Here is a 23,416-nt window from a genome sequence, read left to right as displayed (position 1 = left end):
ACTGTGAACCAGAATTTAGTGGCGCCCCATCGGCTTCGTCCAACTTATTAGAATGACTCTAGCGCGTACCTCGGCCCCTGCTCGGCTGGGCGCGATCTTCAGCGGGCTCTTCCGATGTTGTTCCTGCTCCGCGGTTTTCCCGCATACGACACGATCCCCCGCCGCTGAGGGAGCACAGACATGCCCCGGAAGCGGCGGCCCCGCCGCCTCATCAACCGTTACGCCCAGAGCCGGCTCTACGACGTCGAGACCCGGACCTATGTCTCCGTCGAGCGACTGCGGGAATGGCGCGGCGAGGGCTTCGAGGTTGTAATCCGCGAGGTCGAGACCGGGCGCTTCGTCAGCGACGAGGTGCTCCCCACCGGCTTCGACGCATGAACCTCATCCTCACCCGCTCGGCGTCCGGCCCGACCGGCCGGCAAGCCGCCTGTCCATGTCGCTGAACGCCGAAGCGTCCGCGCGCCCCGCGGAGGTCTCCGAGGCATCCGGGACCGATGGCTTCGGAAGCGGGGATGCCTCCGCGCCGGCTCCGATTTTGAGCCGGGGCCGCGCGCCGCGAGTGCTGCTCATCCTGGCGGTGCTGGCCGCCGTGGCCTTCGCGGGATGGACCTATCGCGGCCCACTCCTCGCCGGCCTTGGCCTCGCCCCGCCCACGGTCCGCGAGGCGAATGCGGACCGTTCCGACGACGCCCCGGCGAACCCCGATCTCGTCACCCTCGATGGGGCGGGGCAGACGCGTATCGGCTTGGCCTTCGGTACGGCGGAGACCCGCCGGATCGTGTTCCCGGTGCGGGCTCCGGGCACCGTCGCCTTCGACGAGCGGCGGGTGACGCATCTCAAGCCGCGCACGCAGGGACGTGTGCTGAGCCTCGCCGTTCAGCCCGGGGATCGGGTGACGGCGGGGCAGACGCTCGCGACCCTCGATGCCGCCGGTCTCCTCGACGCCCGCAACGGGCTCCAGGCGGCTGAAGCCGCCCTCGGCGAGGCGCGGGCCTCCGAGGCGGTGGCAGCGCTCCAGGTGAAGCGTGGGCTGGAGCAGCTGAAATTCGGGGGCGTGGCGCAAGCCGAGGTCGAGCGGCGGCAGGTCGATCTCGCCAAGGCACAGGCGGCGGTGAAGTCTGCGCAGGCGAACGCGGAGATGTACCGGGCGCAGTACCAGCGCCTCGCCCCGGCCGAGGGCGCCGCGCCGGGCACCAGCGCCGTGGTCACGCCGATTGCCGGCGTGGTGACGAGCGTCGGCATCACCCTGGGCGAGGTGGTCGATACCGGGCGCAACGCCTTCACGGTGGCCGATCCCACCCGCGTCGTCGTGCTGGCGAACCTCTACGGGGCCGACATCTCCCGGGTGAAGGCCGGGGATGCGGTCTCGGTGGAGAGCCCGGTGCCCGGCCATCCGCCCTTCGAGGGCCATGTCCGCTCGGTCAACGCCGCCCTCGATCCGACGACGAACACGGCTCCGGCGCGTATCGAGCTCGACAACCCGCAGGATCTCCTGCGCGCCAACCTTTTCGTCTCGGTGACGGTCGCAGCTGATCTCGGTCGCGACGGCGTGACCATCCCGGCGGCGGCCGTGCAGCAGACGGACACCGGCCCCATCGCCTTCGTGCGCACGGACCCGGACAGGTTCGAGCGGCGGGCCCTGACGCTGGGCATCCAGCGCACCGACTGGGTGGAGGTGCGCCGAGGCGTGGCGGCGGGTGAAAGTGTTGCGACCGCGGGCAGCTTCGGCCTGAAGGCCATCCTGCTGCGCAGCCTTCTCGGCTCGACGGATTGAGCGGCGGCGATGAAGAGCTGGTTTGCCCTCTTGGTCCGCCGCCGCTTCCTCGTGCTGATGATCGCGCTCGCCGCGGCGGCGGGCGGGATCGCCAACCTCGAAGGACTCTCGATCGACGCGGTGCCGGACATCTCGCCGAAGCAGGTGATGATCCTCACCCTCTCCCCGGGGCTCGGTCCCCTGGAGGTCGAGCGGCTCGTCACTTTTCCGGTCGAGAACGCGATGGCCGGCGCGCCGGGGCTCTCCAACGTCCGCTCGACGTCCCGGGCCGGCGTCTCGGCGGTCTACGTCACCTTCGACGAATCTGTGTCGGTTACGGCGGCGCGGGCGGAGGTGTTCCAGCGCCTGCCCCAGGCCAAGAGCCTGATGCCCGCCGGAGTCGGCGATCCGCAGATGGGTCCGATGGCGACCGGCCTCGGCGAGATCTACCAGTTCGAGCTGCGCGGGCCCGCCTACACGCCGATGCAGCTCAAGCGCATCCTGCAATGGACCATCGCGCCGAAGCTGAAGCTCACCTCCGGCATCGCCGACGTGAACATCTACGGCGGCCAGATGCCGACCGAGGAGGTCCGCGTCTCGGCGGACGCGCTGCGCCGCTACGGCGTGACGCTGGCCCAGGTCTACATGGCGCTCGCCGAGAACAACGCTGCCCGGGGCGGCGCCTACATCGAGCACAACGACCAACAGGAGACGATCCGCGGCCTCGGCCTCGCCAAGGGCCCGGAGGACATCGCCAACATCGTCGTCGCGGTGGGCCCCGGTGGTGTGCCGGTGACGCTCGGCACGCTGGGCACGGTGCAGGAGGCACCCAAGGTCCGGCTCGGCGCCGTCACCCACGACGCGGAAGGCGAGACCGTCGTCGGCATCGCGATGATGCGCTACGGCGAGAATGCCAGCGCCGTGGTCGCGGAGGTGAAGAAGACGATCGCCGCCCTGCGCCAGCAACTGCCGCCGGGGGTCGAGATCGTCCCGTTCTACGACCGCAGCACGCTGGTGGACCGCACCATCCGCACGGTGGAGCACAACCTCCTCGAGGGGGCGGTGCTGGTGATCGTGGTGCTGCTCCTGCTGCTCGGTAACCTGCGCGCAGGGATGATCGTCGCCGCCGCGATCCCGCTCTCGATGCTGATGGCGTTTGCCGGGATGCGGCTGCTCGGCCTGTCGGGCAACCTGATGAGCCTCGGGGCGATCGATTTCGGGCTGATCGTCGACGGCGCGGTGGTAATGATCGAGAACGTGCTCCGCGCCAGGGGCGAGCACCCGGACCGCCCGGCCCACGACCTGATCCGCGACGCCGCCGCCGAGGTGGCCCGCCCGGTGATCTTCGCGGTGGCGATCATCATGATCGTGTACGTCCCGATCCTCGCGCTGGAAGGCGTGGCCGGCAAGATGTTCGCCCCGATGGCGCTCACGGTGATCCTGGCGCTCGGCGCGTCGCTCATCGTCACCCTGAGCCTCATGCCGGCGCTCGCGGCGCTCTTTCTCGCGGGGCGCGGTGTCAATGAGCGCGAGACGCGCCTCGTCCACGCGGTGCGGGGTGTCTACACGCCGGTGCTGCGCTGGGCCGAGCGGCACGCGTTCGTCACCGTGCTCACGACGGTCGCCCTGTTCGTCGGCTCCTGCATGGTGGCCACGCGGCTCGGGGGCGAGTTCCTGCCGAAGCTGTCGGAAGGCTCGATCGTCATCACCTCCGAGAAGCTGCCCGGCATCGCGCTGAACGCCTCGCTCGCCACCGTCACCCGCATCGAGCGGGTGCTGAAATCCTTCCCCGAGGTGAAGCGGATCGTCTCCCTCACCGGCAGCGCCGAGATCCCGACCGACCCGATGGGCGTCGAATCGACCGACAGCTTCATCACCCTGACCGACCCCTCGACCTGGAGGACCGCCGACAGCCAGGAAGGGCTCGTCGCGGCCTTCGACAAGCGTCTCCGGGAGGAGGTGCCGGGCGTAGCCTACAGCTTCTCGCAGCCGATCCAGATGCGGATGGACGACCTTTTGGAGGGCGTGCGCGGCGACGTCGCTATCAACGTCTACGGCGACGACCTGAAGGTCCTGAAGGACACGGCCGATTCCATCGTGCGGGTGGTCTCAGGCATTCAGGGTGCGGCGGACGTGAAAGCCGAGGCGCAGGCCGGGATGCCGGCGCTCTCGATCCGGGTCGACCGGGCCAAGGCCGCCCGCTACGGGATCAACGTCTCGGACGTGCTCGACGTGGTCGAGAGCATAGGCGGGCGCACCGCCGGCATGGTCTACGGCAACGACAATTCCATCACCGACATCGTGGTCCGGCTCGACCCGGCCGACCGCAGCGACATCGAGCGCATCCGCGCCCTGCCGGTGGGGCGGCCGGGGAAGGAGACCGGTGCCGCCATGACGGTACCGCTCGCGATGGTGGCCTCGGTGGATGTAACCTCCGGCCCGGCCCAGATCAGCCGGGAGCGGCTGCAGCGGCGGATCTCGATCCAGGCCAACGTCCGCGGCCAGGACGTGCAGAGCTTCGTGGACGCCGCGCAGAAGGCCGTGTCCGATCAGGTGAAGCTGCCGCCCCGCTACGCGCTGCAATGGAGCGGCCAGTACCAGAACCTGCAGGAGGCCACCGCCCGCCTCTCCGTGGTGGTTCCGGCGGCGCTGGCGGGGATCCTCGTCCTCCTCGTCGTGATGTTCGGCGACATCCGCCTCGCCGGGCTGATTTTCCTCAACGTGCCGATGGCCGCCACGGGAGGCATCCTGGCCCTCTCCTTGCGCGACATGCCGTTCTCGATCTCGGCGGCGATCGGCTTCATCGCGACCTTCGGCATCGCGGTCCTTAATGGCGTGGTGCTGACGAGCACCATCCGCGACCTCGAAGCCTCCGGTTTCGACCCGCGGGAGGCGGCCACCCGGGCGGCCGAGAGGCGCCTGCGCCCGGTGATGATGACGGCCCTCGTCGCAGCGCTCGGCTTCCTGCCGATGGCCCTCTCGACCAGCGCGGGCGCGGAAGTGCAGCGCCCCCTCGCCACGGTGGTGATCGGCGGCCTTATCACCGCGACGCTGCTGACCCTCGTCGTTCTCCCCGCCGTCTATCCGGTGGTGGCGACGTTGCGCTCGCCCTTCAGCAGTGTGCGAACCGGCAGATTGCGGGATAGAGGGCATTCAAAGGTCCGCCAGCGGGTGCAGAAGGGGGCCGGTCGATGAGCACACTCACGGCGACGGCTGCGTTAGCTCGGGGCCGTGAGGTCCGACTTTGCACGTAACAGAACCTGCTCGAGCTACCGAGTACGCCGCGCTGAACGGCTTCGAGTAAGGGGTCTTAGAGCCGGTCCCGGGCTGATTGCGACGGATTAGCGGGTGGCGGGTTGACGGGTGAAGGAGCATGCTGATGCCTTCACCTCTGTCCGTCGACTTACGCGAGCGTGTCGTGGCTGCCGTGGCGGCAGGTGCCTCGTGCCACCGAGCCGCGGCTCGCTTTGGGGTCAGTGTCTCGAGCGCCAGCCGCTGGTCGCAGCGCTCACACCAAGAGGGCCATGTCGCGCCCAAGCCGATGGGCGGTGATCACACCTCGAAGCGCATCGAGGCGCATGCTGGGCTGATCCTGATGACTTCCGAGCAGGAGCCTCGCCTCTTCTTACGCGAGCTGCGCGACCGGTTGGCTGAGCAGGGCGTCCAGACCAGCACGAGCGGCCTGTCGCGCTTCTTTGCCCGCCACGGGATCAGCTGGAAAAAGGGGCGACGTACGCAGCTGAGCAGGAGCGTGCCGACGTAAGAGCGGCCCGCGAGGCGTGGTTCGAGGCACAGCCCGAGCTCGACCCGGACCGGCTGGTGTTCCTGGACGAGACGGCGGCGGCCACCAACATGGCGCGGCGCTATGGTTGGGCACCACGCGGCGAGCGCTGCCGGCTCGCAGCCCCGCAGGGTCACTACAAAACCACTACCGTCACCGCTGCCCTGCGCACCAGCGGGCTGTGCGCGACCGCGCTGCTGGACGGTCCTACGAACGGCAGGCGCTTCTGCAGCTACGTCACCGAGACCCTGATCCCGGTGCTGCACCCGGGCGACATCGTCGTCATGGACAACCTGCCAGCCCACAAGGTCGCTGGCGTGCGTGAGGCGATCGAGGCCGCAGGAGCGCGGCTGCTCTACCTCCCGTCATACAGCCCTGATTTCAACCCGATTGAGCAGGCCTTCGCAAAGCTGAAGGCGCTGTTGCGCAGCGCGGCCGCTCGCACGATCCCGGATCTCTGGCCGGCGATCCGCCAGGCCTTCACGCGCTTCACTCCGCAGGAGTGCCGCAACTACCTCGCCGCAGCTGGCTACGAGGACGACTTGGCTGTCGCTACCTGACCGGGAACGGCTCTAGGTTCCGTCTGCGCCGACTTCGATGGCTGTCGGCCGAACACGGCTGCTCGCAGATGACCGCTTTGGGCGAGAGCTTGGCCGGGATCTGGGCAGCCGACATGGGTCGGATGCGGAATGACCGCTCGGGGTCGATAGGAGCTCGTCCGCTTTTCCGGCGGACCCCCTCCAAAGCAGCCATTCCGCTTACGGCCACATCCAGTCGCGACAAAGACAGCGAGCGGTGCTTTTGCAGCTATCAGCCGAAGGCGCAGGGATTGTAAATCCCTGCGCTCGCTAGGAATCGCTGGCGATCAAGCTGGCTGCGCAACCAGTCGGGCACGAGCTTCGCTCTGCCGCTGCTTCGTCGCTCTGATAGCTGCAATACGCTTGGCCTTATGCTCCGCGCTCTGCGGCACCCCGATACGTGCTTCTCGGATGGCCTGTTTGTGATCCTCCGAGAGTGACTTCCCGCGTTTGGCATCGCCAATCTTGCGCTTGGCTGCATCCGTATGGGTGTCGCCGGCCTTCAGGTAAAAACGGTGTTTGCTCGAATTGCGCTGGAGGATGCGGGCGGTCGTGATATTCATTTCCCCAGCTTCTCGGGCTTCTTTGCTCGTCCAACTGAGAACCCATCCCCTATCGGGATGGCGCATCCGTTTGGTGAGCTTGCCGTCTTCAATCAATTTGGCGACCTGTTTGAGCTTCCTCAGGCCCCACAGATCCACATAGTCCGAAAAAGACAGGGCGAATATCTTTCCTCTACCAGTCTGGTAGGCCATACGGCCGCGGTAGTGTTTTTCAAGCCACTCCTGAGTAGCAGCCTGGGTCTTGAGCCACGTCATGATTTCCTGTTTCATCTTTTCTTCCTTTTTGTTGGCCTCATATGGGTATACGACGCCGGTATGGCGTACGTCGATATTTATGTCATATAGGTAAGAACATAATATATCATCCGACTGACACTACATCATTGGCTAACGACATAAGAAAGAACAATCTCTCTATAGAGAGATTATCCGTCCTTACGACGCTATACAACGAAGTACTATCAGGCGTTGTCCGCGCCCTCCCGCGACGTGTCTGGCTCGTCAAGCCATCCACGCGCGCCTCGGGCTGGACCGGCTCTTCGCGCCTGCTGCTATCGCACCCATCTGTCGATGGCTGCTCATGGCGCCACTTCGCTATCGCTTCGTGGAGAGCGCCATGAGCGGACTTCCAGTCTACCCATTTGGTTTTGTGGGCTATTGGCTTTGAGAGAGGGTGCCGCGGCGAGGTAGATGACCGCAGTCGCGCCAAAGAGTGCGAAATCCGGAATTTTCTGAGCGCATCTGCAAGGACTTAGGTATGCAGTTTTCGCAGTGTAGTACTACGACACTCTGATCCGCCAATTCGGCGAGGCCACGCTTCTATCGCTCGTTCACACTTCGCAGGTTCGGTTGATCCAGGCAAACACCTGCCCCAGTCTTTGGTTGAACGGCAGGATAGTGGCAGTATCGTTCCGGACATGGGAGCTGATCGAGCTCACATGTAGGAGATGCAGATGTCCGTGCTTAAGACCCTCAAGCTGAGCACCGCCGCTCCGGCCGCTTCGGCCAACGATCCCTTGAGTCGCGCTCGCGAGAAGCTGCTCGGCCAGCTCGCTGAGCAGAAGAGCATGGTGAACGCGACCCTCGAGGGTCGGCTTTACGATCCGCCCAAGGTGGCGGCCCTGCGCAAGGACGCGTCGGGTCAGCGTGTGCGGGTCGAGGTGAACCGCCGCGTGCGCAAGGGCTGGTTCCAGGACGAGGCCGGCACCGTGCATTTCATCATGCGGGTTGGTGGCAAGCCGCTGGAGCTGCAGCCGGGCAAGGCCGCCATCAGCATCGGCAGCCTGGACAAGCTGCCCGCCACGCTCGACGCGCTGATCACCGCACTTCGTGCAGGAGAGTTGGATCCGCAGATCAAGGAGGCTGCGGCTGCGCGCGGTTTGATGATGTCCGAGCGGCGGAAGAAGGCCGCGTGATCTCAATGGCCATGGCGCCGGTCGCACGCAGCTGCGCCATGGCCACACAAACTTTTTAGTCCGTACTGAAACTCTTCGGGATCCATGCGGCAGACGGCGCTGATGTGGTCGGGTCAAATACCAAGATTCCGCAGATTTTCTGAGTGTGGCAGCAAGAGCTTAGCGGTGCGATCCGCCGCCAAGCTATCAATGTGCTGGCCCGCGCGGTTTGGCTACCTGCACGTCGAAACGCAACACTCGATCGAACAGTGCGGCTTTCCGGTACTGGCGGCCGCGTTGCCAGGTCGGGGCGTTCGGGTCGCCGATTATCCGCATTTCCAGCAGGCCGAACCAGCTGAGCGGGCGCAGCACGCGGCTCTCGAAGGCGTAGGCCGGGAAGTCCGGGTGCTTCTCGTCCAGCGTTGGTTCCCGCACCGTGCACGTCCGCATCAGGTCCTCGGGCAGGAACCACCCCTCCCCTGCCACGGACAGGCACCACAGCACGATGCCGATGTGGTTCTGCGGCCACGCCTCAAACGGCACGCGATCGAAATAGCTGAGGCTGATCTGCCAGAAGATGGTCGCGAAGAGCCGAGCGAACAGCTCGGCGGCTGCCTCCGGCTCAGCGAGCCCACCGCCGGATTTGGTCGCCAGCAATCGCTTCTCGCGCTTCCGCAGCAATTTGGCAGTCTGCGCGGTCAGTCGGGTAAGCTCGACAGGCATGACGTCGGCCTCGTTGAGCACCTTGTTCATGGCGAGCGCGTTGCCTTTGTCGTAGCCGGGCCAGCTCATCGCGTCGAAGAGCGCGCGTACGTCGGCGCGGCTCAGTGCGCCGGTGGCGGTCAAGGTGAGGCCGCTAATTCCCTGAGCCCGCCGGATCATGAGCCGAGTGGTCGCGAGCAGCGGGGCGTCGGCAACGCTGCTGCCGTTGATGTCCGGCGCGAAGTTGATCGCTCGCGGCATGTTTTGGTCGCTACTCAACAACAGTGCGTCCAAGCTGGGCGGGGTCAGCATGGCCCAGATGGGCAGGTTGGCTGGCGTCGTCATAGCCTGCACCATCTCACCGGAAGCCAGCGTGCGGCCAGTGCCGCCGCGATGCATTTGGAGCGCCGTCCTGTGCCAGCGCAGCGCTCCGCGCAGCTCGGGTGCCCCTGGGGCTATCCCGGCGGTCCTGGAGCTTCCTACGCGATGGACGACATCCCTTACTCTCCCAGGTATCGCTGAAGATGCTGCGGCTCTGGCTCACCAGCATTGGCATCGGGATCGTCACCGCTTCGTACGAAGGGCTCGATCCGCTCTCACCCTACCTTTACGAGTGGATCATCCTCGGCGGCATCGCCTTCTTCGGTGGTGGCCTCCTACTGGCAGCAGCTATCCTCCAAAACGGATTGCTCGTGCTGGTGGTGTTGGGCGCCCTCCCCTTGGCAATGGGCTACGCCGAGCGCCTCTTGGCCGAGGACATCAAGCCGAGGGCTGCCTTTCACCGCTACACCGAAGATCCGCCCGTGGGGTTGGAGACCTGGGTCGAGGGCAGCTACCTGTACGGGCGAATCACGAACCAGCACCCGCGGGATTGGCTGCGTTTGGCTATGGTGTCCTGTCGGCCGGTCTATGCGAATGGCAATCCCAGCGAGCGTGTGCTGGAGGTCTCTATCGGCGCTGGAGGTTGGATGGCGCCGCGGGAAATGGAGCAGGCGCCGCTGGTCAGCGCGAATGGCCTGCTGTGGCAGCCCGGCTTGGTCATTGAGCGCACACAATGTTGGGTTGCTTCCGCGGACATGTATGAGGCGCCGGAATTCACGCCTGCGTTCACCTACGCCAAGAACGCCGACAGTCGGTACGTTTTTCAGGTCACGAACACCCGTAGCGACGCCAACCTGACCCGGGTGTCATTCAGCTGCTGGGTCACCTTCGATGGTCGGCGCAGCAAGACGGACCTGATCGTGCGACCATTGTACCAGGGCGGCTCGACATACTCAGTCCCACCCGATGCGGAGATCGCCCTCTACAATGACGAATTGTTCGCCGGTAGACGCCTGGATAACTGTATCGCGCGCGATGTTTCATGGTCCGCGATCAGATAGCGCTACAGTTTGTGCGATCAACTTGTAATGATTTTTGGTGCGCGCCGGAAACCAGCCGTTCCGTTTTCGACCCATAACGGTCACCTGGACCTCTATTGGTTCTTCCCGTGAGCGGACATTAATCGGCCACCGGCATTTCCATCTCCGGCGGTCTACGGCCGGTTTGCCGTGACCTGATCGGGATGGCGAGCAAGGGACAGAAACCGCGGGCTCACGGTCGCCAGTTGGATCGGGCGCAGTGGGCCGATCAGGAGGCCGCCATCAGCTTCTCGCGCAGTAGGCCCGGTAGTGAGGCGAGCCACTCTTCCTCCCCTCCCGGCTGAGGCAGGACATGGCCGAACTCCGCCACACCCTCGGCTGGGATGTCAGATACGTACACCCACACGTTCTCGGGCGAGGTGCCCAGGATCTCGCCGGTCTCCAGCATGATCGGTTGCAGGATCGCGGCCTTCTGTTCGCGCGTGCGCCCACTTCGGATATCAGCACGTACCCATACATGGTCGTCCGGCGCTGTTTCGCCGCCGATGTACATCGAGCCGGGCTCCATGGTGTAGAACACAACCTGCACGAAGTAGCGGGGTGCGGTCGCCTCCACCTGATGGATCGTCGTGACGCTCTCGACGAGCTTGCCACGCTGTTCGGCCGACAAGTGCCTCATCGTCGTAAAAGCGTAGGTTGGCATCAGGGGCTCCATCATCCAGGACCGGATCAACGCAGATTGCCAAGCGCATTGCTCGGCACCGAAGCTAACCCAGCCTGAGATCTTTGTTCGGGTCGTACCGATCCCGGCTGGTGTTACGCCACTCGGCAGATCGAAGGACCCCGTCGCGAGCACGATCCACGTCGGGCATCCGATAGGCCTTCTCCTCGATCTCCGCGAGGCGTGAGGGCACGACCTCGATGCTGGACACCCCGTAAAGCTTCTGGAAGTTCATGATCAACGGCTGCCACTTGGCAGGATCGATGCGGTTCTCGTGCCCATTCATGAGCAGGCTCGGATGCACGTGGACACGGGTGATCCGCACTTCGAAGGCCGAGAGCAGGCCAGCGACCTGGGGATCGTCATCCATGATCCCGTGTTGGGCCGCGACGACGGCTTCCAGTTGGATCGGGCACTCCAACGCGCGCGGCGCGGAGACGGTCTGCGATGCGATGGGTGTCAGGCCAGCCACGTCGAACTTGGAAGGCTCATAGGCATAGCCCAGCCGCTGCTTCAGTTCAGGTAGCTTCTCGGTGCCCGTCAGGCGCGCCAGCCTGTTCACCGCGCCAGCCTGTTTCGGTGACGGGAGATTGAGGACGCACTGCCCCGTGCGGATCATGTTCTGCGGCGTCTGCGACGCCGTTTGGAGACCGAGCATGCACCGCCAGCCGAGCCACCACGCGGACGACATCGGGGCGAGGTTCGCGGTGCCGTCCTCGTTCTGCGTACTGATGAGGACGACCGGGGTTCCGAGGTAGAGGATCGACGGCTCGATTGTGACGTGGGGATCGGTCAAGAGAGGCTCCGTGGCTTGGCAACGAACCACGTATGTGACCGCTCGGGCTGCGATGCTTCCCGGTTCTTGCGCCGCAATCCAACTTCCGCACGCCGCTTTGATGCGCACATCAGGCTTTATGGACGCTGATCGGCTCACTCTTCGAGGAGGACGGTACGCCACCATTGGCGGTCGTCTAAGCTGTCCGCCGCCTGTCCGATCCGATAGGGCGCACTCCACCGGCTGATCGTTGCCTGCGAACCTCCGCCACAGCTGCCCTGCCTGCGTCCGCTCCTCCTCGATCATCATCAGGCTCGCGCGCGTCTTCCTGAGCGCGGAGCCGACGCGGCCAGCCATGGATCGCCCACGCTGTCAGCGCCTTTTGCCCCCAAGGCGTGTCTAGAGGTGCCTCTACCGGGGCGCAAAGATCGTCACATTGTTATTGATCTGGTAGGCGGCTGTCGGCTTCGTGTTGACGAACCGTAGATATATCGGGCTCTCGCCGAGTATCGCACCGAACGCTGGTGTCACCTTGAGAGGAAAGCAGTGCGACAACACAGCGGATGCTGCTTCTTCATAGCGATGTTGTGCGTCATGGTCACCGACTAGCTGGCGTGCAGTAGTGAGCGGTTTGCCACGAATGGCACCTGTCTTGTCGAGGCCGAATCGGTAGGCAATCAAAGAGCCCTCCGTGCCGGCTGGAACTGTCCAGCACGCGGCTACCGCGCTGCGGAACTCAGCCCAGTTGTTGACGGGCGCGATTTGAGATCGCGCCGGCAGATCTGACAGAACAGCGGCCATTGCTGCGAAAAGCAGCGTGGCAGATCGTTTAGAGCCCGTCCGGTAAGGGTCTGAGGCGGGGTTGAGTGGCCGGGATGGCGATGATTCCAGGAGGGTGCTGAAGCCTGACCTGGAAGCGCCATGTGGACCCCGACCACCCGGCGGCAGCATAGCCGCGTGGGCCTTCGCTATGAAACCGACCTTACCGACGCCGAGTGGGCGGTGATCGAGCCACTGATGCCGAGGCCAGCGCCCTGTGGCCGGCCTCCGCTCTGGACGACACGGGAGGTCCTGAACGCCATCTTCTACGTTCTGAGGGGTGGGATCTCCTGGCGGTTGATACCCAAGGATCTACCGCCGCGCTCGACCACGTTCGGCTACTTCAGCCGCTGGCGCGACACAGGGCTGTTTGGCCGGATCAACCACCACCTGGTCATGGCCGATCGCGAGCGAGTCGGACGGGAAGCCTCACCGTCTGCCGCGGTCCTCGACAGCCAAAGCATCAAGACGACGGAGAGCGGCGGCCCGCGCGGCTACGATGCCGGCAAGAGGGTCAAGGGGCGCAAGCGCCAAGCGCTGGTCGACATGGACGGGCGCGCGCTCGTCCTCGATCCTCAGCCTGCCGACGTACAGGACCGCGACGGAGCCGTGCCGGTGCTGCGCCTGTCGCGTCGGACCTTCCCGTTCATCGCCAAAGCCTTCGCCGATGCAGGCTATGCCGGCAACAGACCGGCGACCGCCACGATCATCACGGTCGAGATCGTGCGCAAGCCGCCCCATCAAGTCGGCTTTGCCGTGCATCCACGCCGCTGGGTGGTCGAACGCTTCTTCGCCTGGATCAGCCGCAATCGCCGCCTCTGGAAGGACCCAGAGGCGACTATCGCCTCGGCCAGAGCATTCCTCTACGCGGCAGCCGTCATGATCCTCGTCAGGCGACTGGCCCGCTCAGCCTGACTTCTCGGACGGACTCTTAGCCAAGGGCACCTCCGCTACGATCGCTTTACCTTCGAGGCTTCCTCCGTAAATAAGCTGATGGTGTCAGTGCCGTAGCTCAGGCCCCCTGCGTGCATAAGAGTCTATGCCGTCAACCTCGACCACTCTGACAAAAGCCTCGAAGGCGTCCTGTTCGGTAGCAAACAACTCGTGCCAGCGAGTGCAGCCGCCGTTTTGATCCACAACCTCTAAGCGCCAGGGATCCTGCGTCCCAGCGGTCCGGTAGATCTCGACTTCGACCGTGATGCCGTTGCGGGTGAATTTGCCCGACATTGGTGAGTGGTCGAAATTGCCTTCGTCTTCCATCGACTGCTCCCAGATACCCCTTACTGACGCAGTGCTGGCGCAGGCTTCTGCGGCGACGACCCAGGCTGTGCGGGTCCCTGCGGTGTCGAATTTTGAGGCGGAGGCGGTGGCTGCTGACCAGAGCTCGGCGAGCTCTGATCGTTCTGCAGGGTCTGGTTCGTTTGAGCCTGGATCTTATCGGCCGTTTGCTGGCTCATCAGACCGTAGGAGACCGCGGCCGCGAGTGCGATGGCGATAACGGCTCCAATGATGGTCTTGGTCAGCTTTGGCGGCATCGTTGCGTCCTCCACTGGGCAAGGCAGCCCGACTGCGGCTCTTGGCCGGTGACATAGGCCCAAACTCCGCTTGAGGTAGTTCCTCGGGGCAGCGATCTCATCCGCCACTGCGCGGCATCCCGCTCGACTTCCTGCCCTTGCTCGGCTTCCGCCGTCGCGAGCGATTTTCGACACTCTTCACCGCACGTTGCAAGAGATCGCGTTCGCTTGCGGCTTCACCGAGTATACGACATTCACCCGAGCGTTCCGGCAGCGGTTTAGCATCCCGCCCAGATACGCCATGGAGCAGGCGCTTCTCGACGGCGCGGGGAACGCCTCGCTCCGATAAGCCACGAAGGGTGCAGGATACCACTCCGATCGATACGCCCTTGAGCCGGTTCATGTCCGTCGATAGTCGGGTCGTAGGCCGCCGTCCCGCCAATCGGCCCCGTTACGACCTCGTACGCGAGGCCATCCCCCAAAGCCGTAAAGGGCTTCGTCTCCGCTTTTTCGGCTTCAATCGATTGACCTGCCGAACGTATGCTTTGGGGAAACGCCCACCGCAGCCCGGGCGACCGGGCCGGATCAGGAGCGCGTGGGGCCGCGACGTCCGCTCTGATGCCTCTGCCGCTCGGAAGCGGTCGGGCAGACATCCATCCTAACCGGACGCTCGGATCGCTACTGAAGCTTCTCCGAAGCGGTCGTTCATCCGCCCTCCGGCAACTTCGGCTCGGGTAACCACCGAACCTTGGCCTTTCGTCCCGAAGTGAACGCTGAACTTCCGACCTGCGGCGGTCGCTGCCTGTGGTCCAAGCATGCGACGAAGCAGACGTCGTCTGCGCTTACCCGGTTCGACGGCCCGTATCTGTTCACAGCACTAGATTAGCTCAGCGGCCATTGGTATTATTCACCAAATAATTTTGCCAAATTTGGTCGTTCGCAATTCATGGAACGCTCCAAATGCGTGGTCGAGATTTAGCATATTCAAGGTGACATGTCGATGAAAGTGTCATCTCGCTCGCGTTTTTTGCAATCAGGGCACGAAACTTTTTGAGCCGAAGCTCTCTTCGGACAAGTAGATCAATGAGCGGGGATAAAAACTTCATACAAGTTAGGAGAATTCCCATGAGGGCGCTGGTTTGGCACGGCACTGAGGACATTCGCTGCGACACGGTCCCGGACCCCAAAATCGAGGATGATCGCGACGCCATCATCAAGGTCACCGCCTGCGCGATCTGCGGCTCAGACCTGCACCTCTACGACCACTTCATGCCCGGCATGGAGAAGGGCGACGTCATGGGCCACGAGTTCATGGGCGAAATCGTCGAGACTGGCAAAGGCATCAACGGCGTGCTCAAGAAAGGTGAGCGCATCGTCGTGCCGTTCACGATCATCTGTGGCGAGTGCGACCAATGCAAACGCGGCTTTTTCTCCGTCTGCGAACGCTCAAACCGCAACAAGGACATTGCGGACAAAGCCTTCGGGCACACCACCGCGGGACTGTTCGGCTACACCCATCTCACGGGCGGTTACCAAGGCGGGCAGGCCGAGTACGTCCGCGTGCCGTTTGCCGACAAGACGCACATCAAGGTGCCGGAGAACCTGACCGACGAGCAGGTGCTCTTTCTCGGCGACATCTTCCCCACCGGCTGGCAGGCGGCTGTACAGGCCGATATCCAGCCGACCGATACGGTCGCGATCTGGGGCGCCGGTCCCGTCGGTCAGATGACGCTGCGCTCCGCGCTGCTGCTCGGGGCCAAGCAGGTGGTCTGCATCGACAGCGTGCCCGAGCGCCTGGAGATGGCGCGCGCGGGTGGTGCCATCACCATCGACAACAGCCAGGAAAGCACGGTCGAGCGGCTGAACGAACTCACGGGCGGCAAGGGCCCGGAGAAGTGCATCGATGCCGTCGGCATGGAGGCGCATTCACCACGCGCGCTCGAACACGCCTATGACCGTGTCAAGCAGGCGGTGATGCTGGAGAGCGACCGCGCTTCAGTGTTGCGCGAGATGATCTATGTCTGCCGCCCCGCCGGCATCCTCTCGATCCCCGGCGTTTATGGCGGGCTCATCGACAAGGTGCCGATGGGAGCCCTCATGAACAAGGGTCTAACCGTCCGCACGGGGCAGACCCACGTGAACCGATGGACGGATGACCTCGTCAAGCGCATCGACGACGGGCAGATCGATCCGTCCTTCGTAATCACCCACCGGGCCAAGCTCGAACAAGGGCCCGAGATGTACAAGACGTTCCGCGACAAGAAGGACAACTGCATCAAGGTGGTGCTCAGACCCTGAGTGGTTCCGCGGCTCGTCGAGCTTCGACGGGCCTGCTCACTTCGCCCTCCCTGCTGCAGCGAGGAAGTCAGCATGTCCGAGGCTATGTCTCAACGCTACCGGAGCGGCTTTAATAATCGCTCTGAGTTGCCGAACTATCTCGTATCCGATCCGCGTCGCAGACCAGATCCCGTAACTCGGGAACTTGCCCAAGGCTTTGGCTGGTTCTCGATCGGCCTCGGGTTGACGGAATTGGCGTGCGGGGGAGCCATCGCTCGCTGGCTTGGAATGCCGCGCTCGGCTCCGGTCATCCGAGCCTACGGCGTGCGCGAGCTCCTACAGGGAGTCGGGATCTTGGGTGCAAGCGATCCGACCCCGTGGATCTCGGCCCGCGTGTTCGGAGACGCACTCGATATCGCCACGGTGCTGCCTGGGCTTGAGGGCCATAATCCCCACAAGGACAACGTGCTGATCGCCCTCGTGGCTCTGGCCGGCGTCACCGCAGTCGACGTCATTTGTGCCCGGAACCTCGCGGAAGCCCCCCTCGCTCCGTCTGAGAAGGTCCAACGCGACTACCGCCGCCGCAGCGGCTTCCGCCGTCGTGCCGAGGCGATGCGTGGCGCGGCACGCGGCTTCAAACCGCCGCCCGACATCATCGGCCCAGAAGCGATGCGTCCTTGGACCCTAACCAACGCCTGAGGTCGGACGGATGGCTGGCCTGATCCTGCCCGTCCTCGAACAGGCATTGGGCGTGCTCGTCATGAGCCTCGTCCTCGCCGACATCTTCCTGACGGTCCTCTACGCGCGCATCGGGACAGGCCTGATCGCGGATAGGGTCGCCCATCTCACCTGGGCGATCTTCCGCGCCGCCGCTGATGCTGCCCGGCAGAAGCGGGGTGCCGTGCTGTCCTTCTGTGGTCCGGTTATCCTCATCGTCTACGTCATGCTCTGGGCCGTAGGGCTGACCCTCGGAGCTGGCCTGATCATCCACCCCGCGCTCGGTGTGGCGGTTCGGGCGAGCAGTGGCGAGACGCCAGCCGACTTCATGACCGCCCTCTACGCGGGCGGCAGCAGCATGGCGATCGTAGGAGCCAGCGACTTCAAACCGGTCACCGACAGCTACCGCGTCCTTTATCTCGTGAACTCCCTCGTCGGCATGTCGGCGACGTCGCTGGTCCTGACCTACGTGATGCAGGTCTACAGCGCGCTCCGGCAACGCAATGCTCTTGGGCTGAAGCTGCATCTTCTAACGGGTGAGAGCGCCGATGCAGCCGAGTTCCTGGCGCGACTCGGGCCACAGGGACAATTTAGTTCAGGCTACACCCACCTAGCCGATCTGGCGGGGGCCCTGTCCGAGATGAAGGAGGCGCATCACTTCTATCCTGTGCTGTTCTACTTTCGCTTTCGTCAGCCCTTTTATTCGGTCTCGGCCCAGGTCTTCGTCGCCCTCGATACGGTTTCTCTCATCCGCAGCGGGATCGGAGGCCGTCAGGCAGCATGGTTGAAGGACGCCGCCGCCGTCGACGCAATCTGGCGCGTCGCCATGCTGCTCGTGGTTACGCTGGAAACGACATTCCTGCCCGGAGAAGTGCCGACGCCAGTTAACGTCAGCAGGGCCGAGAGCGAGGCATGGCGCACGCGCTTCGCAGAAGCTGTCAGGAAGCTCTCTTCGGCGGGGATCGAGGCGATGCCCAACGAGGCAGGCGCCGAGACTTATCTCGCGCAACGGGCACGGTGGCAGCCACACATCGCGCGACTGGCACCGTTGATGGCCTATCACATCGACGAATTGAGACCCGGCGGAGACAAGCGCCGGTGATATATCCTCTCCCTGCAAGAGCGCGCGGCCGATGCCCGCTTCCATGCATGCGACCCGGAAGCGGACGGGAAGAAAACCGCCCCGAGTAGTCATTTCGCATGCGACCCGAGGCAGCTAATCAGACAGCCATCGGCCCGTCTTGAAAGCGGACACAGATCCAACGTCTGGTGACCTTGGCGCCTGACACTGCGACGGTCTTTCATGGGCCGTCGCCGTGCCCGGCAGGTGACCTAAGCCTTACGTCGGCCTCTCGGCTTCGCTCGGACTTCTTCCGTTGGCTCTTCCTCCGGCAGTCGAGCGCCTTGGCGCCCGAGGCCGATCGCCCTGGCGAGGACGGAACGCTGCTCGGCATAACTCGGTGCGACCATCGGATAGTCGGCCGGAAGGCCGTAGCGCTTGCGGTAGCTGCGCGGATCCAGGCTGTGGCTGGTCAGATGGCGCTTCATCGTCTTGTAGGTCTTGCCGTCGATGAAGCTGATGATCCCGTCGTGCCGCACCGACTTGCGGATCTGGGCGGGTGTCGGCCTATCAACCTCCTCAGCGGCGGCAGCTGCATACGGAGCGTTGCCGGAGGCTAAAGCGGCTATCGCACCGTGTACGCTCTCAATCAGCTTCGAAAGCTCGGAGGCGGGAACTGGGGTGTTGGCGACATATGAGGCGACGAGTTCGGCTGCCAAGCCGGTGACACTTGCGGAGCGCTCAAAGCTTTTTTCGATCACTTGAATTCCTGTCTTTTCCTATCGCTCAGGCGAACGCGCCGAGAACGGCAGGCACAACAGGAATTTCAAAGCAAAATCAAGCTTCTGACCCGGGGAAATCGTCTCTATGTGCACAATCATTCGGAAATTTTTGAGTGAAGGCTGACGTACCCCACTCACTTAGTTCATACGTCTGAGGCGGTCCTTAAGTTCTTGCTGGGCAAGTCGCCGACCAACTGCCAGTAGAAGCGCGTCTGCTCGCTCTTTCAGTATCGGATCTTGTAGCCGAGTGATAACTCTCTGCGCAGCCAGGGCATGATCTGCGGCCTCCTCCAAGGGGGATACGGAGGATGCAAGATCACTGGCTGTGGGGGTAAGCTTTCCGGTCCGCGACCACGTGATATCGACGATGATGCCGCGCCCACGCGTGGGGCGCCCTGCTGGATCCCGCATGATGTGGCCGCGATCCAGCACCCACCGCGTTACGCCATCGGCTGACCGAACACGGTACTCGGCGACGAACGGGGTATCTTCATCGATGCACTGACGGATCAAGGCGTGGACGTGTTCCCGATCCTCGGGATGGATGCCTTCGATGTAGGCCGACAGGGGAAGCCCTATGGCGGCTTCCTCCGGATCGACGTTGAAAAGCAATGCCACGAATGTGTCGGCACGCACCAAGTCAGAAGGAATATCCCAGTCCCAAGAGCCGGCTATTTCAATGGTATCGAGCGCCTGTTGGAACGCTGCCAGGCAAGTTCGACCGGCGAGGGATATGAGTTTGCGCACCGCAACTCCTGTTATTGTCTCAAAACTCGGTCACGGTGATCGGAGGTGGCTACTTATCGCACAAATTGTGCCCGACGCAATCTCGGCAACCCAACAGTGCGCCCGCTGTCGATCAGAACGCAACCTATGCTAGGATCGAACGCGGGAGACGTTCTGTCCCTGTGTGGAGGTACCGATGGGACAGCGGCTGCGGCCCACGTTGAGTTCCGTGAGCGAGCAAGTGCACGACTACGTGGAGGATTGCGGATCTCCACGGTCGCGCCCTTATAGAGCGACGCGGCTCGTGCTGCACATTGCCGAAGCGCTGCACGTACCCCCAGCAGAGCTTTACAAGCCGCCCAATGCCGTCACGCCAGGGCGCGAAACTGACAGCGATGGCATCATGGAGCAGGATTGCGAGGCGCTACTGCACGCCTACAGGCGTATTCGTAACCCCCGATAAGCGTCAGCAGCTGCTGGCCCTCGTGTTAGAAGCGGCCGAGCAGTCCTGAACTGCGACGGCAGGCCGGATATTCGCAGCAGACCAAACAATGGGTGGTGAGCAAATGTAGCGGCGATGTCCGCTTCGAGGGATCTGCCGTTGATAAGCGGTCGGGCCGCAAATACCCAATTCAGCCGTGCGAATTGCTATCGACGTGAGCCGGAATCAGACGTTCGTCGACCGTCCGGCAACTGCAGCTAAGGGTGGATCACATCCTTCCACCTGCCGCAATCAGGCCCATGACGTTCCTCTGCTCGGAGCACGCCTCCTTCATCGCCCGGCGAGTTCCTCACGTCGATGGCAGCTCCGTCATGAACATAGGCGCCTGAGACACCCGCTGTGAAGCAGCGGCCGTTCGGTAGCGGCGAATATTCCGAACGGCCGCGTCCTTTACATCATGCCAGTGTGCGGACCTTCGGCTCACGGTCCCAGTAGCGCTTCTTCGCTGCATCGACGAAGCCGCTGAGGTCGGTCACGCCCTCGTCCGCCTCGACGCCCGCCTTGTCGAGCAGCGGCTTGGCGGCGGCGTTGGTGCCGATTGCCTTCAGGTGCCCGAACGCATCCATAACCCACTGCACCGCGGCCGCTTCCTTCACGAGCTTCCCCGCAGCCTTCTCGGACAGGATCACGGCGCAGCCATCGACCGTCACCGAAGGTTGACCGAACAGTTGTGCGTCCGCGGCGATGGCTGATCCGTCCGAGAGCGGCACCTTTCCGACCTTTGGGGCGATCGTCATCGCATGGCCGCCCGCCGCCTTGATCGCCTTCTTCAGCGATTGCAGCTCGCCCGCATTCGTGCCGTCGGCAATCAGGATGCCGATGGTGCGCCCTTCCAGCGTGTGCCGCTCCAATGGGCCGCGGATGATGCGAAGAGCCGGCGACGGCTCCATGTCCAGGACTGGTGCGGCGGTCGGCGAGGCAGGGGGCAGGTCCATCGCCAGCCCGTCGGCGACCCGTGTCGCCAGATCCTCATCGACGTTACGCAAGTTGGCAAGCATCTGCAGCCGGATATGCTCCAGGCTCACCTTGGACAGCTCGAACACCAACGCGGAGGCGATATGCGCCTGTTCCGCCGGGTCCATCGAGCGGAAGAACAGCCGCGCCTGGCTGTAGTGGTCGGCAAAGCTCTCCGGCCGGACGCGCAGCTTCTGCCCTTCCTCGTCCGAGGGGAAGGTCTTGTAGCCCTTCGTCGCGTCCTCACGGGCGCCGCCTGGCTCTCCGGCCTTTGCGAGGCTGTTAGGCTCGTAGTTGGCTCGGCCCTTCGGCACGGCCATCTGCATGTGGCCGTCCCGCTGCTGGTTCATGAAGGGGCAGCCGGCGGCCGAGGCCCGCCCCTTCGCGGCGTTGATTGGGAGCTGGTGGAAGTTGACCGAGCCCAGCCGCGACAGCTGTGTGTCCGTGTAGCTGAACAGCCGACCTTGGAGCAGCGGATCGTTGGTGAAGCCGATGCCTGGCACGACATGGCTCGGCACGAACGCCGCTTGCTCGGTCTCCGCGAAGTAATTGTCGGGATAGCGGTCGAGCACCATGCGCCCCACGATCCGCACCGGCAGCACCTCCTCGGGGATGATCTTGGTGGCGTCGAGGACGTCATAGGGCTGGCTGTTGGCAAAAGCCTCGTCGAACAGCTGCACACCGAGGTCCCAGGTCGGGTAGTCGCCGCGCTCGATCCGCTCAAACAAGTCGCGGCGCTGGAAGTCCGGGTCGGCTCCGGCGATCTTCACGGTCTCGTCCCAGATGGTCGAGGCGAGGCCGGCGTTCGGCTTCCAGTGGAACTTGACGAAGGTGCTCTTCCCTTCCTTGTTGATGAACCGAAAAGTGTGGACGCCGAAGCCCTCCATGTTGGCGAAGGTGCGCGGGAGCGTGCGGTCCGACATGGCCCACATGATCATGTGGGTTGATTCGGGCATGAGGCTGATGAAGTCCCAGAACGTGTCGTGGGCGGTTGCCGCCTGCGGGTAGCCGCGGTCGGCCTCCATCTTGGCGGCATGGATCAGATCCGGGAACTTGATCGCGTCTTGGATGAAGAACACCGGGATGTTGTTGCCCACGAGGTCCCAATTACCCTCGCGCGTGTAGAATTTGACTGCGAAGCCGCGCACGTCGCGAGGCGTGTCGATCGAGCCTGCGCCGCCCGCCACGGTAGAGAAGCGGGTGAACACCTCGGTGCGCTGCCCCTTCCGCTGGAACAGGTCGGCGACGGTGATGTCGGCAAGGCTCTCAGTGCACTCGAAATAGCCGTGCGCGGCCGACCCACGCGCGTGAACAATGCGCTCCGGTATCCGCTCGTGATCGAAGTGGTTGATCTTCTCGCGGTAAACCTCGTCCTCGAGCAGGACCGGTCCGCGCGGCCCTGCCTTGAGCTGGTTCTGATTGTCGGAGACCGGCGTACCGTGGTTGGTCGTCAGCACGGGATGGTCCGCATCGGCGGTCTGATGTGTCTCGCCGCCGTGTCCGGCGTTGAGTGCAGTCAGTTCGGTCATGGCATCCTTCCTTGGCAGGAGCTAACTGGAAGCGGAGCAGTAAGTTTCCTCTGCCATGCCATTCCCGCGAGGAACCGATCACAGTTTGAGGACGCGCACTTCGGAGTGTGGGCTCCGATGACAGCAGCATGCTCGATTTGCCTCTGTCGCCGCCGGGAAGCGGAACGGCGTCTTGCCGCCAGCTTCAGCCAATAGGGCGGTGTCCGCATTTCCCCGGTTCTTCGCCCCAAAAGGGGAACGTCGCGAGTCCACCTTGATCGGACGCCAAAGGGGGAGCGTCGCGTGCGCCTAAGCAGCCATTCTCGACGGTCGTCAGTCATCCAATTGCGAGCTTGATCGATGTAGCGCACCGCTAGCGCAGCACCCTAGCGTACCCTGCCCAATCAATGACTTAGCCGTGCTCGCGTGCAAATCATAATCCTTGTGTCGGGGGTTCAAATCCCTCCCTCGCTACCATCGAATTCAGCCCGCCCGGTCCCAGACTCGGCGGGTTTTTCATGCGCCGGATCAGCCCGTCGCGCGAGCTCTCCGGCAGTTCCGCCTCCCCGAGCCTCAGCCGACGGGGCCGGCATCGAGCGATACACGGAAGCGCATCCGCACAACCCCCGCGTCGTCGCGGACTGCCGCGATGTAATCCTGCCGGCCGGGCTGGTCGGAGAGCCCCTGTGCGATGCGCGTCATGATCTTCACGGCCTGCGACCGGGCGGCCTCGAGACTGGGCAGGTCGTAGCCGTCCTTGTCGCGGACGAGTTCGGTTCCGTCGTGCAGATCGATGAAGAAGCGGGGCATGGGCGGCTCGGCGGAGGGATCCGTCGGCCACGCTAAGCAGTTCCCGCACCGGCTCACGTACCCCTTTTCGGCATGTCGCGATCGCGGCGCTCCCGCGCTCACGTCAGGACCGTCGCTGT

At 64.0% G+C, this 23,416-nt stretch carries 20 protein-coding genes; 10 read left to right on the top strand and 10 right to left on the bottom strand.

The genetic code is table 11. The annotated features are described in order from the left end of the window. Nucleotides 1-180 precede the first annotated feature (180 nt). The 4 genes from LOK46_RS02025 to LOK46_RS02010 all read left to right on the top strand — a co-directional run bounded on the left by LOK46_RS02025 (nt 181) and on the right by LOK46_RS02010 (nt 6,094). Nucleotides 181-378 carry a polyhydroxyalkanoate synthesis regulator DNA-binding domain-containing protein gene (locus LOK46_RS02025; RefSeq protein WP_091675875.1) on the top strand — a complete coding sequence of 66 codons (198 nt, stop codon included), beginning with the start codon at nt 181-183 and terminating at the stop codon, nt 376-378. A gap of 181 nt (nt 379-559) precedes the next feature. Further along, complete coding sequence (locus tag LOK46_RS02020) at nt 560-1,774, top strand: efflux RND transporter periplasmic adaptor subunit (RefSeq protein ID WP_273562256.1); 1,215 nt, start codon at nt 560-562, stop codon at nt 1,772-1,774. Nucleotides 1,775-1,783: 9 nt separating this feature from the next. Then, complete coding sequence (locus LOK46_RS02015) at nt 1,784-4,948, top strand: efflux RND transporter permease subunit (protein WP_273562255.1); 3,165 nt, start codon at nt 1,784-1,786, stop codon at nt 4,946-4,948. Between the two features lie 184 nt (nt 4,949-5,132). Continuing rightward, a protein-coding gene (locus tag LOK46_RS02010) for an IS630 family transposase (protein ID WP_234742272.1) occupies nt 5,133-6,094 on the top strand; the annotation gives its coding sequence in 2 pieces (ribosomal slippage) (nt 5,133-5,481 and nt 5,481-6,094; 963 coding nt in all). A gap of 305 nt (nt 6,095-6,399) precedes the next feature. Here the strand turns inward: LOK46_RS02010 and LOK46_RS02005 are convergent. Beyond that, a complete protein-coding gene (locus LOK46_RS02005) occupies nt 6,400-6,945 on the bottom strand; it encodes a hypothetical protein (RefSeq protein WP_273562254.1) in 546 nt (181 codons plus the stop codon). A gap of 683 nt (nt 6,946-7,628) precedes the next feature. On the opposite strand from LOK46_RS02005, the gene LOK46_RS02000 reads away from it, so the two are divergent. Continuing rightward, nucleotides 7,629-8,090, top strand: coding sequence for a DUF6641 family protein (locus tag LOK46_RS02000; RefSeq protein WP_273562253.1), 462 nt, complete (start codon nt 7,629-7,631; stop codon nt 8,088-8,090). 186 nt (nt 8,091-8,276) lie between these two features. On the opposite strand, the gene LOK46_RS01995 is transcribed toward LOK46_RS02000, so the two are convergent. Next, complete coding sequence (locus tag LOK46_RS01995) at nt 8,277-9,170, bottom strand: hypothetical protein (protein WP_273562252.1); 894 nt, start codon at nt 9,168-9,170, stop codon at nt 8,277-8,279. Between the two features lie 125 nt (nt 9,171-9,295). On the opposite strand from LOK46_RS01995, the gene LOK46_RS01990 reads away from it, so the two are divergent. Further along, on the top strand, nt 9,296-10,153 hold the full coding sequence (locus LOK46_RS01990) for a hypothetical protein (RefSeq protein WP_273562251.1): 858 nt from the start codon (nt 9,296-9,298) through the stop codon (nt 10,151-10,153). 247 nt (nt 10,154-10,400) lie between these two features. Here the strand turns inward: LOK46_RS01990 and LOK46_RS01985 are convergent, their stop codons facing one another. The 3 genes from LOK46_RS01985 to LOK46_RS01975 form a co-directional block, all read right to left on the bottom strand. Then, nucleotides 10,401-10,835 carry a tautomerase family protein gene (locus LOK46_RS01985; protein ID WP_273562250.1) on the bottom strand — a complete coding sequence of 145 codons (435 nt, stop codon included), beginning with the start codon at nt 10,833-10,835 and terminating at the stop codon, nt 10,401-10,403. Between the two features lie 64 nt (nt 10,836-10,899). Then, the gene (locus tag LOK46_RS01980) at nt 10,900-11,649 is read right to left on the bottom strand and encodes a flavin reductase family protein (protein ID WP_273562249.1); all 750 of its coding nucleotides are present in this window, start codon (nt 11,647-11,649) and stop codon (nt 10,900-10,902) included. Between the two features lie 390 nt (nt 11,650-12,039). Further along, nucleotides 12,040-12,309 carry a hypothetical protein gene (locus LOK46_RS01975; RefSeq protein WP_273562248.1) on the bottom strand — a complete coding sequence of 90 codons (270 nt, stop codon included), beginning with the start codon at nt 12,307-12,309 and terminating at the stop codon, nt 12,040-12,042. A gap of 240 nt (nt 12,310-12,549) precedes the next feature. On the opposite strand from LOK46_RS01975, the gene LOK46_RS01970 reads away from it, so the two are divergent. Further along, nucleotides 12,550-13,362, top strand: a complete 813-nt coding sequence (locus tag LOK46_RS01970) for an IS5 family transposase (protein WP_043075003.1) — start codon at nt 12,550-12,552, stop codon at nt 13,360-13,362. An 84-nt stretch (nt 13,363-13,446) separates the two neighbouring features. Here LOK46_RS01970 and LOK46_RS01965 read toward each other — a convergent pair whose 3' ends face one another. Next, complete coding sequence (locus tag LOK46_RS01965) at nt 13,447-13,707, bottom strand: hypothetical protein (protein ID WP_273562247.1); 261 nt, start codon at nt 13,705-13,707, stop codon at nt 13,447-13,449. Between the two features lie 1,379 nt (nt 13,708-15,086). Between LOK46_RS01965 and LOK46_RS01960 the strand changes: the two genes are divergently transcribed. The 3 genes from LOK46_RS01960 (at nt 15,087) to LOK46_RS01950 (ending at nt 18,057) form a co-directional block, all read left to right on the top strand. After that, complete coding sequence (locus tag LOK46_RS01960; protein WP_273562246.1) at nt 15,087-16,259, top strand: zinc-dependent alcohol dehydrogenase; 1,173 nt, start codon at nt 15,087-15,089, stop codon at nt 16,257-16,259. 72 nt (nt 16,260-16,331) lie between these two features. Continuing rightward, complete coding sequence (locus LOK46_RS01955) at nt 16,332-16,937, top strand: cyclase dehydrase (RefSeq protein ID WP_273562245.1); 606 nt, start codon at nt 16,332-16,334, stop codon at nt 16,935-16,937. 22 nt (nt 16,938-16,959) lie between these two features. Next, the gene (locus LOK46_RS01950) at nt 16,960-18,057 is read left to right on the top strand and encodes a two pore domain potassium channel family protein (protein ID WP_337251978.1); all 1,098 of its coding nucleotides are present in this window, start codon (nt 16,960-16,962) and stop codon (nt 18,055-18,057) included. Nucleotides 18,058-18,287: 230 nt separating this feature from the next. Here LOK46_RS01950 and LOK46_RS01945 read toward each other — a convergent pair whose 3' ends face one another. The 4 genes from LOK46_RS01945 to LOK46_RS01930 form a co-directional block, all read right to left on the bottom strand. Further along, a complete protein-coding gene (locus LOK46_RS01945) occupies nt 18,288-18,776 on the bottom strand; it encodes a MucR family transcriptional regulator (protein WP_273562243.1) in 489 nt (162 codons plus the stop codon). Nucleotides 18,777-18,935: 159 nt separating this feature from the next. Beyond that, nucleotides 18,936-19,544, bottom strand: a complete 609-nt coding sequence (locus LOK46_RS01940; RefSeq protein ID WP_273562242.1) for a PAS domain-containing protein — start codon at nt 19,542-19,544, stop codon at nt 18,936-18,938. A gap of 876 nt (nt 19,545-20,420) precedes the next feature. After that, on the bottom strand, nt 20,421-22,508 hold the full coding sequence (locus LOK46_RS01935) for a catalase (protein WP_273562241.1): 2,088 nt from the start codon (nt 22,506-22,508) through the stop codon (nt 20,421-20,423). Between the two features lie 552 nt (nt 22,509-23,060). Continuing rightward, the gene (locus LOK46_RS01930; protein WP_273562240.1) at nt 23,061-23,297 is read right to left on the bottom strand and encodes a DUF6894 family protein; all 237 of its coding nucleotides are present in this window, start codon (nt 23,295-23,297) and stop codon (nt 23,061-23,063) included. Nucleotides 23,298-23,416 lie beyond the last annotated feature (119 nt).

Source organism: Methylobacterium sp. NMS14P (genome assembly GCF_028583545.1).
Classification (GTDB): domain Bacteria; phylum Pseudomonadota; class Alphaproteobacteria; order Rhizobiales; family Beijerinckiaceae; genus Methylobacterium.
The sequence above is the reverse complement of the archived record's forward strand: the minus strand, read 5'-3'. Positions and strand labels throughout refer to the sequence as shown.